The sequence below is a fragment of the Citrobacter sp. RHBSTW-00017 genome, assembly GCF_013797615.1.
GTDB classification, from domain to species: Bacteria; Pseudomonadota; Gammaproteobacteria; order Enterobacterales; family Enterobacteriaceae; genus Citrobacter; species Citrobacter braakii.
Genome location: NZ_CP056899.1, coordinates 768,958 through 782,167 on the forward strand (window position 1 = coordinate 768,958; position 13,210 = coordinate 782,167).

Below are 13,210 nucleotides of genomic sequence, written 5' to 3' on the forward strand. Positions count from 1 at the left end.
CGGGAGGGTTATTTGATGTAGTGCACGTGCTCGCAGATTTCATCGACGATAGGATCGCGACGTTCAGCAAACAGTTTTTTGTTTTCGGCGATCAGGTTATTGCCGTGGGTATCGATGGAAACGATCAGCGGGCCGAACTCTTTAACCCGACATACCCACAGGGATTCCGGCATGCCAAGTTCGGTCCAGTGTACCTCTTCGATCTCTTCAACCTGGGTTGCCGCCACGACCGCACAGCCTGCCGGGAAGATTACGTGCAGCGCTTTAAACTGCTTGCAGCCTGCTTCCGTTAGCGGTCCCATGCCGCCCTTGCCGACCACCAGTTTGACGCCCGTCTGCTCGATAAAGTCTTTCTCAAACGCTTCCATACGCATGCTGGTGGTTGGGCCAACGGAGACCATCTCCCATTTTTCACCGTTCTTACGTACGATGGGCCCCGCGTGGAAAATGGCTTTGCCGTTCAGGTCATAAGGAATCGGGCGCTTCAGTTCGATCAGGCGGCGGTGACACACGTCACGGCAGGTCACCAGCGTACCGGTCAGGTAGATGACATCGCCAACGCGAATGTCGGCCAGATCTTCGGCTTTGATCGGGGTTGTGAGGATCTTTTTCATAACGCGCTCCGGGTGTGAGACAGGTTTTCGAAGGAGAGGTCAGCATGAACCAACAGCGTGCCGCGACGGTGTGCCCAGCAGCCGGTAGAAACGGCAACGCCGATAGTCGACGGATGGCGTGCGGCGGATTCGATATGCACGCCCATCACCGAGCTATTCCCGGTCAACCCTTGCGGGCCAATGCCCAGACGGTTCAGCCCTTCTTCCAGACGCAGTTCCAGTTCGGCCGCTTTTGGATTCGGATGACGTGATCCGATAGGACGTAGCACCGCTTTACGAGAAAGGACGGCGGCGGTTTCCACGGAGGTGGCAATACCTACGCCCACCAGCACTGGCGGGCAAGCGTTGACTGCCAACGTGGAGATATTTTCGAAGACAAATTTCACCACGCCCTCGTAGCCTTCAGAAGGCATTAACACTTTTGAACGTCCCGGCAGCGTACAACCGCCGCCTGCCATGTAGACTTCGATTTCCGCGTCGTCGTTATCAGGGATGATGTCCCAGGTGACCCACGGCACACCGGTACCGGTATTTTTGCCGGTATTCACTTCGTCAAAAATCTCGACCGCGTTATGGCGCAGCGGCGCTTTTACCGTGGCGTCTTCAACGGCCTGTTTCAGGATGCTTTGCAGTTCGCCCAGCAGCGGAAAACGGGAGCCGACCTTCACAAAGAACATAATCTCGCCGGTGTCCTGACAGGCCGGACGGTTCAGGTCGATAGCTTTCTGCATGTTGTCAAACATGGTGTGGTAGATGATTTTACCCATCGGCGAAGTTTCGCCTTCACGCAGCTGTGTTAATTTATCTACGACGTCGTCAGGCATGCGGGTAGAAATCATGGCGGTAAAATCGGCGACAATGTTTGTCAGCGTAGTTATCGCATTTTGGTTATTTTGATTGCTCATCTTGTTAACTCCAGTTCTTTTATTTATCTGGAAATAAATTCTCCGCCACAAACTACCACTAAAAATGTGGGTTTATATTATTTGCCACTGTGAATATCCAATTAACAGATCGTGAATGATGTTCAGATAAGCAATAAAAATTGCGCAAAGGCAGGGTTTAATACGCATGAGGGAATTACACTGCGGTTAACAACTTTACGGATATACCTATCATGTTGAACACGTATCCCCTCGCGAAAGACCTGCAGGTCCTGGTTGAAATTGTTCATAGCGGCAGCTTCAGTGCCGCCGCCGCGGCGCTGGGCCAAACACCCGCGTTTGTGACGAAACGCATTCAGATCCTTGAGTCCACGCTGGGGACGACGCTGCTAAGCCGCTCCGCGCGCGGCGTGATACTCACGGAGAGTGGTCAACGTTGTTATGAACATGCGCAGGCTATTCTTGCGGGCTATCAGCATCTGGTCGATGACGTCACGCAACTCAAAACGCGCCCGGCAGGGATGATTCGTATCGGCTGTAGCTTTGGCTTTGGGCGCAGTTATATTGCACCGGCTATTACCGAACTGATGCATAGCTATCCTGAATTACAGGTGCATTTTGAACTTTATGATCGGCAAATTGATTTGGCGCAGGATAATATCGATTTGGATATTCGTATTAATGACGAGATTCCGGATTATTATATTGCGCATTTGTTAACGAAAAATAGAAGAATATTATGTGCAGCGCCGACGTATTTACAAAAATACGGTGAGCCGACAACGCTGCAGGAATTAAGTCGTCATGATTGCCTGGTCACTAAAGAACGCGATATGACCCACGGGGTGTGGGAGCTGGATAACGGCCAGGAGAAAAAGTCGGTCAAGGTGGCGGGACATCTTTCCTCTAACAGCGGCGAGATTGTGTTGCAGTGGGCGCTACAGGGAAAAGGGATTATGCTGCGTTCCGAATGGGACCTGCAGCCGTTTCTGGCAAGCGGTGAACTGGTGCGCGTGCTGCCGGACTATGCGCAAAGCGCCAATATCTGGGCGGTTTATCAGGAGCCGCTGTATCGCAGCGTGAAGCTTCGGGTGTGCGTGGAGTTTCTGGCGACGTGGTGCCAGCACCGATTAGGCAAACCGGTGGAAGGGTATCACATTCCCCACGCCGGATAAGACGCTGTGGCGTCGCTATCCGACATTAAAATCACTCTGGGTCTCTTTCGCGTTTTTTCTTCAGCTTGGTCCAGATCTTTGGCTCCTGACGACGCCACAGACGCTGAATGTTGTCATGGTGGCGTAGCAGAATTAAGCACGACAGCATGGACACCGGGAAAGTGAACTGGGGATTGAACCACCAGACGTAAAAGGGGGCGATCAGCGCGCTGACGATAGCGCCTAATGATGAATAGCCGCTTAATAAGACGGTCAGCAGCCAGGTTCCGGCCATCACGCCGGTTAAGTCCCAACCAATCGGCGCAATTGCGCCAAAGGCGGTGGCAACGCCTTTCCCACCTTTAAAGCCGAAGAAGACCGGCCAAATGTGACCCAGACAGGCGGCGATCGCGATCAATCCCAGCCAGAAGGGGCTAATGCCTAGCGCATAGGCACCCCAGACGGGTAACATACCTTTCAGGACGTCGAAAATCAGCACCGCGACGGCGGCTCCTTTGCCACCGATGCGCAATACGTTTGTCGCGCCCGGATTCCCAGATCCGCTGTCACGCGGGTCCGGTAATCCAGCAAGGCGGCATACCAGAATAGCACTGGAAATTGAGCCACAGAGGTACGCGAAGATAATCATTCCAGGCGCGATTGCACTCATAAGCTGTTCCGTTTTGAAAATGTCGTGTAAAACGCTACTTCTGTGGATAATACGCATATTTCGCCGGAAGTGGTATCCGGGTTAGCCAAAAAGCAGGCAGGTCGTGATGGATATTGTATTTATAGAGCAACTTTCTGTAATCACCACTATTGGTGTTTACGACTGGGAACAAACGATCGAACAACAGTTGGTGTTCGATATCGAAATGGCGTGGGACAACCGTAAATCGGCTAAAAGCGATGATGTGGCTGATTGCCTGAGCTATGCTGATATTGCTCAAACGGTTGTTAATCATGTGGAAGGCGGGCGCTTTGCGCTGGTCGAACGCGTGGCGGAAGAGGTGGCGGATCTGCTGCTGAGCCGTTTTAATTCTCCATGGGTGCGGATCAAACTCAGTAAACCTGGCGCGGTAGCCCGTGCGGCGAACGTCGGGGTTATCATTGAGCGTGGCAATAATCTGAAAGAAAATAATTAAAATAATAATATCTAAACCAAACGGGTATAAAAGGGTCTTTATGTCGGCTCGTTTTCGCCGTGGTTTATCTATCTAGAGGTTCATTAATGAGTGATATGCACTCGCTGCTGGTGGCGGCAATTTTGGGTGTGGTCGAAGGATTGACGGAGTTTTTACCCGTTTCCAGTACCGGCCATATGATTATTGTTGGCCACTTGTTGGGTTTTGAGGGAGACACCGCAAAAACATTTGAGGTGGTAATCCAGTTGGGCTCTATCCTGGCGGTCGTGGTGATGTTCTGGCGACGTCTGTTTGGCCTGATTGGCATTCACTTCGGTAAGGTCCCACATGAAGGCACTGGCAAAGGTCGGCTGACGCTGGGCCATATCCTGTTGGGGATGGTTCCTGCCGTCGTACTGGGACTGATTTTCCACGACATCATCAAATCGCTGTTTAACCCGATCAACGTGATGTATGCGCTGGTGGTAGGGGGCGTGCTGCTGATTGCCGCAGAATGCCTGAAGCCGAAAGAGCCGCGTGCGCCGGGTCTGGATGATATGACCTATCGCCAGGCGTTTATGATTGGCTGTTTCCAGTGTCTGGCGCTGTGGCCGGGTTTTTCTCGTTCCGGGGCGACGATTTCTGGCGGTATGCTGATGGGAGTAAGCCGTTACGCGGCCTCCGAATTCTCCTTCCTGCTGGCCGTGCCGATGATGATGGGCGCAACGGCGCTGGATCTCTACAAAAGCTGGACGTTCCTCAGCGCATCAGATATTCCGATGTTTGCAGTTGGTTTCGTGACGGCGTTTATCGTGGCGTTGGTGGCGATCAAAACCTTCCTGCAGCTGATTAAGCGCATCTCGTTTATTCCGTTTGCGATTTACCGCTTTATTGTGGCGGCAGCCGTTTACGTCGTGTTCTTCTGATTTTGCTAGCTTGCCGGATAGCGGCGTTAAAGCTTATCCGGCAATGCTCTGTCTACGCTTTTGGGCAACGTTGTTCTTTCCAGGCGGTCACCGCCGCGATCCGACGCCGGGTCAGTTCCTCGCGAATTGCCTGACCTTTGAATCCCGCCTCAACGACGTCTTTCGTTGGTACCGCCTGCGCAACCTGCCAGGCTTCACGCAACAGCCTGCCTTGCGGATAATCCGCCGCTTCAAAACCGGTCCGCCCACGCACGTCGGCCTCGCTGGTCAGGGCGATTTGCTCCACGCGCTGCGGTTTGCGCCAGGCATCGATGGAATCAAACAGCTTAACGATGGTTTTCGGCTGCAGGATCGGGAAGGTATGAATGAGGTCGTGAAACTCGGCTACCAGTTTGGCTAAATCACGGATGTCATTCGGCACGCGCAGGCGTTGGCACAGTTGCTCGACCAGCTTCACGCCAGCCGGACCGTGACCGTGGTGGCGTGGCCACAGTGCTTTTGGCGTCAATGCCTTGCCAAGATCGTGGCACAGCGTGGCGAAACGCACGTCGACCTCCGGACTTAACATGGCCGCCATCGACAGCGTCATCAGCGTGTGAATACCGGTATCAATTTCCGGGTGCCATTGCGCGGGCGCGGGAACGCCAAACAGAGCATCTACTTCCGGAAACAGGACGTGCAGTGCGCCGCAGTCGCGCAGGACCTGAAAAAATACCTGTGGGTTGCGGGTGGTTAAAGCACCTTCTGTTTCTTTCCACACCCGCTCTGGCGTCAGGTGTTCCAGTTCCCCTGCGGCGTTCATATCGCGCATCAGCGTCATGGTTTCTTCAGCGATACGAAAACCGAGGTGCGCATAGCGGGCAGCAAAGCGCGCCACGCGCAGCACGCGCAATGGATCTTCGCTAAAGGCGGGGGACACATGGCGTAGCAGACGGTTTTCCAGATCGTCGCGTCCGTTATACGGATCGATAATCTCGCCGTCGTCATCGCGGGCCATTGCGTTGATGGTCAGATCGCGACGCTGAAGATCGGCCTCCAGCGTCACATCCGGCGCGGCGTAGCAGGTGAATCCGGTATACCCCGAGCCTGATTTGCGTTCGGTACGCGCCAGCGCATACTCTTCCCGGGTTTGCGGATGCAGAAACACGGGAAAATCGCGCCCTACCTGCTGGTAGCCCGCGTCGAGCATCTCTTGCGGCGTGGCGCCGACAACAACCCAATCTTTATCTTTAATCGGTAGCCCTAATAACGCATCCCGAACAGCACCACCGACCAGATAAATCTTCACGCCACTTTCCTTTTGAAATTATGATCCCTTAATCATATGTCAGTGCGGCGGAGAAGGCGATTCAGTTCATCCAGCGATCTTTGCGTTTACGGCTGGGGATCATGTGTGGCAGAACCAAGCCGAGCAACAAACCAAGACCCAGCACGCCGCCGCCGTACATAAACCACTGCATGATGATGGTGCGCTGTTTGTCATCAAGCTGAAGGTTGGCTGCGCTGACCTTCTTTTGCGCCACGATAAGCTCGTTCCTCAGCTTCTGGTTTTCTTGTTTCAGCCCGTCGATTACGCTGTCGCTTTGCGACACTTTTTGCTGCATATCGGCGGTGCGCTGATTCCACGTGGTGTCGATATTATTGAGCTTATCGGTCAAGGTCTTAACCTGGTTTTCCAGATCGGGAACGCGGGTACGCAGGCTCGGCGTACTGTTCAGCTCTTTCAGTGGGATCCAGGCGGTACGTCCGGTGCTGTCTTTCACCTGGGCGTAGTTAGTGTTGGCATCGGTCTGTAATAGCGTGACTTCCTCGCCGGCGTTAACCGTACCCACGAGGCGATAATTATCTCCCGGACCGCTGCGGACCCAGGTGTTCAGTTCGTCAGAAACATAGCGCTTTTCTTCGGCATGAGAGACTGCAGTGGCGCTAAGTGCGAGTAAAGTTAATCCAATCAGGCGTAATTTTGGCATCAGGCTGTCGTTATTGTCATAGAAAGTGGAACGATAGTAGTGGCATCAGTGTCTCTACGCAAAGCATTCGACATCAATCGGAATCATCTGTGTCCTTTTTGCCACCACTCGAAACTTTTACGCCCGTCAAATTGCTCGTTGCATGGCAATTTGGCGCAAAATACTATCTACTGACCATAAAGAACGAGCTTAGTTCGCAGTCAGTTTTCTCAACTGTGACATAACCCATAAGTACAAGACCATGGCCCAGGAAATCGAATTAAAATTTATCGTCAATAGTGACGCTGTAGATGCGCTACGTGAACGTCTGAATACGCTGGGGGGAGAGCATCATGCGCCCAGCCAGTTGCTGAATATCTACTACGAAACGCCCGATGCGTGGCTGCGTGGTCACGATATGGGGCTGCGTATTCGCGGTGAGAACGGTCATTACGAAATGACCATGAAAATTGCCGGACGAGTGACGGGTGGCCTGCATCAGCGGCCGGAGTTTAACGTTGCGCTGAACGCGCCAGAGTTGGATCTCTCCCTGTTTCCAACGGAAGTCTGGCCTGATGGCGAACTGCCCGCTGAACTTGCCTCTCAGGTACAGCCGCTCTTCAGCACCGATTTTTACCGTGAGAAATGGCACCTTGATATCGACGGTAGCCGCATTGAAATGGCCCTCGATCTCGGGGAAGTGAAAGCGGGCGAGTTGGCTGAACCTATCTGTGAGCTTGAACTGGAGCTGTTAAGCGGCGATACCCGAGCAGTATTGAAGCTGGCAAACCAGCTGGTATCGCAAACCGGTTTACGCCAGGGCAGCCTGAGTAAAGCGGCGCGCGGCTATCATCTGGCTCAGGGGAATGCACCGCGTGAACTCAAACCGACGCGCATTTTGAAGGATCCGGCAAAAGCGAGTATTGAGCAAGGGCTGGAAGCGGCGCTGGAGCTGGCATTATCACAGTGGCAGTACCATGAAGAGCTGTGGGTGCGCGGCGTCAAAGGGGCGAAAGCCGAGGTGCTGGCTGCGATGGGCCTGGTGCGTCACATTCTGATGCTGTTTGGCGGTAATGTGCCGCGAAAAGCGAGTGCTCACTTACGTGATTTGCTGACCCAGTCGGAAGCGATCATTGCGTCTGACGTTTCTGCCGTTTCCGCGGTTTACAGCACGCAAACGGCGATGGCCAAGCTGGCGCTGACCGAATGGCTGGTGACCAAAGGGTGGCAGCCGTTCCTTGATGCGAAGGCGCAGGGTAAAATAGCCGACTCCTTTAAGCGTTTCTCAGATACCCATCTCTCGCGCCATGCCGCTGAACTGAAAACAGCTTTTGCTCAGCCGCTGGGCGATCAGTACGCCGATCAACTTCCGCGCCTGACGCGCAATATTGATAGCATGCTGATGCTGGCGGGATACTACGACGAAAATGTCGCATCGGAATGGATCGCCACCTGGCAGGGTTTACGTCACGCCATTGCGGCTAACCAATACATTGAAATTGAACACTTCCGCAACGAGGCGATTGCTTTGGAACCGTTCTGGCTGCACAGCGGAAAACGATAATCAGGGTGAGGCCGGGATGCCTGATGGCGCTGCGCTTATCAGGCCTACGCGATGGGCGGAAGCGTCATGCAGGCTGGATAAGGCAACATGCCGCTGCCCGGTACTATTCAAAGGATAATCCATAAATGAAGCAGCTCTCTTCACCGTTACAGCAGTACTGGCCGACCGTTGTTGAGCGGCTGCCAGCAGCAATATCTGAGTCCTCGCTTAGCATTCAGGCGAAGTCAGTGCTTACATTCAGTGATTTTTTTCGCGACAGCATTATTGCCTATCCCGAATGGCTGGTCGAACTGGAAAGCACGCCACCCGGGGCGGATGAATGGCAACACTATGCTGATTGGTTACAGCAAGCATTGGTCGACGTTAGCGACGAAAACACGCTGATGCGTGAGCTGCGCCTGTTTCGCCGTCGCATCATGGTGCGTATCGCCTGGGCGCATACGCTGTCGCTGGTGACGGAAGAGAGTATCTTGCAGCAGCTAAGCCATTTGGCTGAAACGTTGATCGTCGCCGCGCGTGACTGGTTATACGCCGCCTGCTGTCGTGAATGGGGTACGCCCTGTAATCCACAAGGTGTTGCGCAACCGCTGCTGATTTTAGGCATGGGGAAACTGGGCGGCGGCGAACTGAATTTTTCCTCTGATATCGATCTGATTTTTGCCTGGCCGGAGCACGGCAGTACGCAGGGTGGACGTCGCGAGCTGGATAACGCCCAGTTCTTCACCCGTATGGGCCAGCGGCTCATCAAAGTGCTGGATCAGCCCACAATGGATGGATTTGTCTATCGGGTTGATATGCGTTTACGCCCGTTTGGCGACAGCGGCCCGCTGGTGCTGAGCTTCTCCGCGCTGGAGGATTATTACCAGGAACAAGGGCGCGACTGGGAACGCTATGCAATGGTCAAAGCCCGCATTATGGGCGATTGCGACGGTACTTACGTCAGTGAGCTTCGCGCTATGCTGCGGCCTTTTGTTTTCCGCCGCTATATTGATTTCAGCGTGATCCAGTCTCTGCGTAACATGAAAGGAATGATTGCCCGCGAAGTGCGCCGCCGTGGTCTGAAAGACAACATTAAGTTGGGCGCGGGTGGTATTCGTGAAATCGAATTTATCGTGCAGGTATTCCAGCTTATTCGCGGTGGGCGCGAGCCGTCATTGCAATCCCGCTCGCTGTTACCCACGCTCAGCGCCATCAATGCGTTGCACCTGCTGTCAGACACCGACGCGGAACAACTGCGCGCAGCCTATCTCTATTTACGTCGTCTGGAGAACCTGCTGCAAAGTATCAATGATGAGCAGACCCAGACGTTGCCAGGCGATGAACTGAACCGCGCGCGGCTGGCGTGGGGGATGAACGTCGATGACTGGCAGCAGCTAACCGATGTGCTGGCCAGTCATATGGACAACGTGCGCCGGGTGTTTAACGAGTTGATTGGCGATGACGAAGCAGAAACCCAGGAAGAGTCGCTCTCAGAACAGTGGCGTGAACTGTGGCAGGACGCATTACAGGAAGATGACACCACGCCGGTGCTGACGCATCTGGCGGATGACGATCGCCGGCGCGTGCTGTCTCTGATTGCCGATTTTCGCAAAGAGCTGGATAAACGCACCATTGGCCCACGCGGACGCCAGGTGCTGGATCACTTAATGCCGCATCTGCTGAGCGATGTCTGTTCGCGTGACGACGCCTCAGTCCCGCTGTCGCGCATCACACCGCTGCTGGTAGGCATAGTGACCCGTACGACCTATCTGGAGCTGCTGAGCGAATTCCCCGGAGCGCTTAAGCATCTGATTTCGTTATGTGCCGCTTCGCCGATGATCGCCAGCCAGCTGGCGCGGTATCCGCTGTTGCTCGATGAACTGCTGGATCCGAACACCTTGTATCAACCCACTGCGACGGATGCCTACCGTGATGAACTGCGTCAGTATTTGCTGCGCGTGCCGGAAGATGACGAAGAGCAGCAGTTGGAAGCGCTGCGTCAGTTTAAGCAAACGCAGTTGCTGCGCATTGCCGCGGCAGATATCGCTGGTACGCTGCCGGTGATGAAGGTGAGCGACCACTTAACCTGGCTGGCGGAAGCTATTATTGATGCGGTAGTCCAGCAGGCGTGGATGCAGATGGTCGCTCGCTACGGGCAACCCACTCATCTTGACGGGCGCGAGGGGCGCGGTTTTGCCGTCGTCGGGTATGGCAAACTGGGCGGCTGGGAGCTGGGCTACAGTTCGGATCTTGATTTGATCTTCCTGCATGACTGTCCTATGGACGTGATGACGGATGGTGAGCGTGAGATTGACGGGCGACAGTTCTATTTGCGTCTGTCGCAGCGCATTATGCACCTTTTCAGCACCCGCACCTCATCCGGTATTTTGTATGAAGTGGATGCGCGGTTGCGTCCGTCCGGCGCGGCGGGAATGCTGGTGACATCAACCGAGGCTTTCGCTGATTACCAGCGCAACGAAGCCTGGACGTGGGAGCATCAGGCGCTGGTGCGCGCTCGAGTGGTGTACGGCGACCCACGGTTGACCTCTCAGTTTGATGCGATTCGTCGCGATATCATGACCCTCGTCCGCGATGCGAAAACCTTGCAGACCGATGTGCGCGAAATGCGTGAGAAAATGCGGGCCCATTTGGGCAATAAGCATCGCGATCGTTTTGATATCAAAGCGGATGAAGGCGGCATCACCGACATTGAGTTTATTACGCAATACCTGGTGCTGCGCTATGCGCATGAAAAACCGAAGCTGACGCGCTGGTCGGATAACGTGCGCATTCTGGAGTTACTGGCGCAAAACGACATTATGGATGAGCAGGAAGCGCTGGCGCTTACCCGTGCTTATACGACGCTGCGTGATGAACTTCACCATCTTGCATTGCAGGAACTTCCGGGCCATGTGGCGCCGGAGCACTTCGACGCTGAACGTACGCTGGTGCGTGACAGCTGGCAGAAGTGGCTGGTTGCCGAGTGAAGTGTGCTATTATCGCGCGCAAATTTTAAGACCCTCAGAGAATCTCTCAGGAGACAGGAATGAAAGTAACGCTGCCAGAGTTTGAACGTGCAGGAGTCATGGTTGTCGGTGATGTGATGCTAGATCGCTACTGGTACGGTCCTACCAGCCGTATTTCACCTGAAGCGCCGGTTCCGGTGGTGAAGGTTGATACCATTGAAGAACGTCCCGGTGGCGCAGCAAACGTGGCGATGAACATTGCCTCTCTGGGAGCGAATTCGCGTCTGGTGGGCCTGACTGGGATTGACGACGCGGCGCGTGCGCTGAGCAAAACGCTGGCGGATGTGAACGTAAAATGTGACTTCGTTTCTGTGCCAACTCATCCGACGATCACCAAACTGCGCGTGCTTTCCCGCAACCAGCAACTGATTCGCCTGGATTTCGAAGAAGGTTTTGAAGGCGTGGATCCGCAGCCACTGCATGAGCGTATTAACCAGGCTCTGGGCTCCATTGGCGCTTTGGTGCTCTCCGATTACGCCAAAGGCGCGCTGGCAAGCGTGCAGCAGATGATTGCTCTGGCGCGTAAGGCTGGGGTGCCGGTGCTTATCGATCCGAAAGGGACCGATTTTGAACGCTATCGTGGCGCAACGCTGCTGACGCCGAATTTGTCTGAATTTGAAGCGGTGGTCGGTAAGTGCAAAAGCGAAGATGAACTGGTTGAGCGCGGCATGAAAGTGATTGCAGATTTCGACCTTTCCGCGCTGCTGATCACGCGTTCCGAACAGGGTATGACACTGCTGCAACCGGGCAAATCGCCACTGCATATGCCGACGCAGGCGCAGGAAGTGTATGACGTGACGGGGGCGGGCGATACGGTGATCGGCGTGCTGGCAGCGACGCTGGCGGCGGGGAACACTCTGGAAGAGGCGTGCTATTTTGCTAATGCCGCAGCGGGTGTTGTCGTCGGTAAACTGGGGACTTCCACCGTTTCCCCGATTGAACTGGAAAACGCCGTGCGCGGTCGGGCCGACACTGGCTTTGGCGTGATGAGCGAGTCTGAGCTGAAACAGGCCGTTGCCAGCGCCCGCAAGCGCGGTGAGAAAGTGGTGATGACCAACGGCGTGTTCGACATCCTACATGCTGGCCACGTTTCCTATCTGGCGAATGCGCGCAAGCTGGGCGATCGTCTGATCGTGGCGGTAAACAGCGATGCTTCGACCAAACGTCTGAAAGGCGAAACGCGTCCGGTCAACCCGCTGGAACAGCGCATGATCGTGCTGGGCGCGCTGGAAGCCGTCGACTGGGTGGTCTCTTTTGAAGAAGACACACCACAGCGTCTGATTGCCGGCATCCTGCCGGATCTGCTGGTAAAAGGCGGCGACTATAAGCCGGAAGATATTGCGGGCAGCAAAGAAGTGTGGGCGAATGGCGGTGAAGTGCTGGTGCTGAACTTTGAAGATGGCTGCTCAACGACCAATATCATCAAGAAGATCCAAAAAGACAGCGATAAATAACAAATGCTGGAAACGTATCGAACTTTTGGATGCGATACGTTTCTTGCTGTTGATGCTGCTGTTTTCTTCAACCCAGAGTAAAGGAATAAGGGGAGAGGGGATTTCTCCCCCCGATTTACTTTTACATGACGTTACAATAAGCGTGCGTCACGCTGACCTTAAATCCGACCCCTCTTAGATTTCGTGGGAAACTGTGAACCAGCGCAGTGGTTTTGCGCACAATATGTACAGAATAACTTCGCATCCAGGGAAATACTGAAATTAGAAAAAGCATATGGCCTTAACAGATATTCAATAACTGGAGGGTATGCTCATGAACAGCAATATGTATTCAATGAACAATTTCGATTTCCTGGCCCGTAGTTTTGCCAGGATGCAAGCTGAGGGCCATCCCGTAGATATCCAGGCGATAACTGGGAATATGGATGAAGAACATCGTAGCTGGTTTTGCAAACGCTATGCGCTGTACTGCCAGCAGGCGACGGAGGCCAGGAAGCTAGAACTGGAACACTAACAGAAAAAACGGGCCTTGCGGC

At 54.2% G+C, this 13,210-nt stretch carries 12 protein-coding genes; 7 read left to right on the forward strand and 5 right to left on the reverse strand.

Annotated elements, in window-relative coordinates:
- Positions 1 to 8 precede the first annotated feature (8 nt).
- Together ttdB and ttdA are read right to left on the reverse strand one after the other, a co-directional pair.
- Positions 9 to 614: a L(+)-tartrate dehydratase subunit beta gene (gene ttdB, locus HV037_RS03710; protein ID WP_016154539.1), complete on the reverse strand. Its 606-nt coding sequence runs from the start codon at positions 612 to 614 to the stop codon at positions 9 to 11.
- A complete protein-coding gene (gene ttdA / locus HV037_RS03715) occupies positions 611 to 1,519 on the reverse strand; it encodes a L(+)-tartrate dehydratase subunit alpha (RefSeq protein ID WP_047358656.1) in 909 nt (302 codons plus the stop codon). The genes ttdB and ttdA overlap by 4 nt, the downstream gene beginning before the upstream one ends.
- Positions 1,520 to 1,731: 212 nt before the next feature.
- On the opposite strand from ttdA, the gene HV037_RS03720 reads away from it, so the two are divergent.
- On the forward strand, positions 1,732 to 2,673 hold the full coding sequence (locus HV037_RS03720; protein ID WP_016157496.1) for a LysR family transcriptional regulator: 942 nt from the start codon (positions 1,732 to 1,734) through the stop codon (positions 2,671 to 2,673).
- A 31-nt stretch (positions 2,674 to 2,704) separates the two neighbouring features.
- Here HV037_RS03720 and plsY read toward each other — a convergent pair whose 3' ends face one another.
- Complete coding sequence (gene plsY / locus HV037_RS03725) at positions 2,705 to 3,322, reverse strand: glycerol-3-phosphate 1-O-acyltransferase PlsY (protein WP_016154536.1); 618 nt, start codon at positions 3,320 to 3,322, stop codon at positions 2,705 to 2,707.
- A 106-nt stretch (positions 3,323 to 3,428) separates the two neighbouring features.
- On the opposite strand from plsY, the gene folB reads away from it, so the two are divergent.
- Positions 3,429 to 3,797, forward strand: a complete 369-nt coding sequence (gene folB / locus HV037_RS03730) for a bifunctional dihydroneopterin aldolase/7,8-dihydroneopterin epimerase (protein ID WP_003828442.1) — start codon at positions 3,429 to 3,431, stop codon at positions 3,795 to 3,797.
- A gap of 86 nt (positions 3,798 to 3,883) precedes the next feature.
- Positions 3,884 to 4,702, forward strand: coding sequence for an undecaprenyl-diphosphate phosphatase (bacA, locus tag HV037_RS03735; protein ID WP_016154535.1), 819 nt, complete (start codon positions 3,884 to 3,886; stop codon positions 4,700 to 4,702).
- Between the two features lie 52 nt (positions 4,703 to 4,754).
- Here the strand turns inward: bacA and HV037_RS03740 are convergent, their stop codons facing one another.
- Positions 4,755 to 5,990: a multifunctional CCA addition/repair protein gene (locus tag HV037_RS03740; RefSeq protein WP_049041397.1), complete on the reverse strand. Its 1,236-nt coding sequence runs from the start codon at positions 5,988 to 5,990 to the stop codon at positions 4,755 to 4,757.
- A gap of 61 nt (positions 5,991 to 6,051) precedes the next feature.
- Positions 6,052 to 6,672: a TIGR04211 family SH3 domain-containing protein gene (locus HV037_RS03745; RefSeq protein ID WP_016154533.1), complete on the reverse strand. Its 621-nt coding sequence runs from the start codon at positions 6,670 to 6,672 to the stop codon at positions 6,052 to 6,054.
- A gap of 241 nt (positions 6,673 to 6,913) precedes the next feature.
- Between HV037_RS03745 and HV037_RS03750 the strand changes: the two genes are divergently transcribed.
- The 4 genes from HV037_RS03750 to glgS all read left to right on the forward strand — a co-directional run bounded on the left by HV037_RS03750 (position 6,914) and on the right by glgS (position 13,188).
- Positions 6,914 to 8,215 (forward strand): inorganic triphosphatase, encoded by a 1,302-nt coding sequence (locus HV037_RS03750; RefSeq protein ID WP_181500188.1) that lies wholly within the window; start codon positions 6,914 to 6,916, stop codon positions 8,213 to 8,215.
- A 125-nt stretch (positions 8,216 to 8,340) separates the two neighbouring features.
- Positions 8,341 to 11,181: a bifunctional [glutamate--ammonia ligase]-adenylyl-L-tyrosine phosphorylase/[glutamate--ammonia-ligase] adenylyltransferase gene (glnE, locus tag HV037_RS03755; RefSeq protein WP_049041399.1), complete on the forward strand. Its 2,841-nt coding sequence runs from the start codon at positions 8,341 to 8,343 to the stop codon at positions 11,179 to 11,181.
- 59 nt (positions 11,182 to 11,240) lie between these two features.
- The gene (gene hldE / locus HV037_RS03760) at positions 11,241 to 12,674 is read left to right on the forward strand and encodes a bifunctional D-glycero-beta-D-manno-heptose-7-phosphate kinase/D-glycero-beta-D-manno-heptose 1-phosphate adenylyltransferase HldE (protein ID WP_016157492.1); all 1,434 of its coding nucleotides are present in this window, start codon (positions 11,241 to 11,243) and stop codon (positions 12,672 to 12,674) included.
- Between the two features lie 307 nt (positions 12,675 to 12,981).
- Positions 12,982 to 13,188 carry a cell surface composition regulator GlgS gene (gene glgS, locus HV037_RS03765; RefSeq protein ID WP_019077704.1) on the forward strand — a complete coding sequence of 69 codons (207 nt, stop codon included), beginning with the start codon at positions 12,982 to 12,984 and terminating at the stop codon, positions 13,186 to 13,188.
- Positions 13,189 to 13,210: the final 22 nt, after the last annotated feature.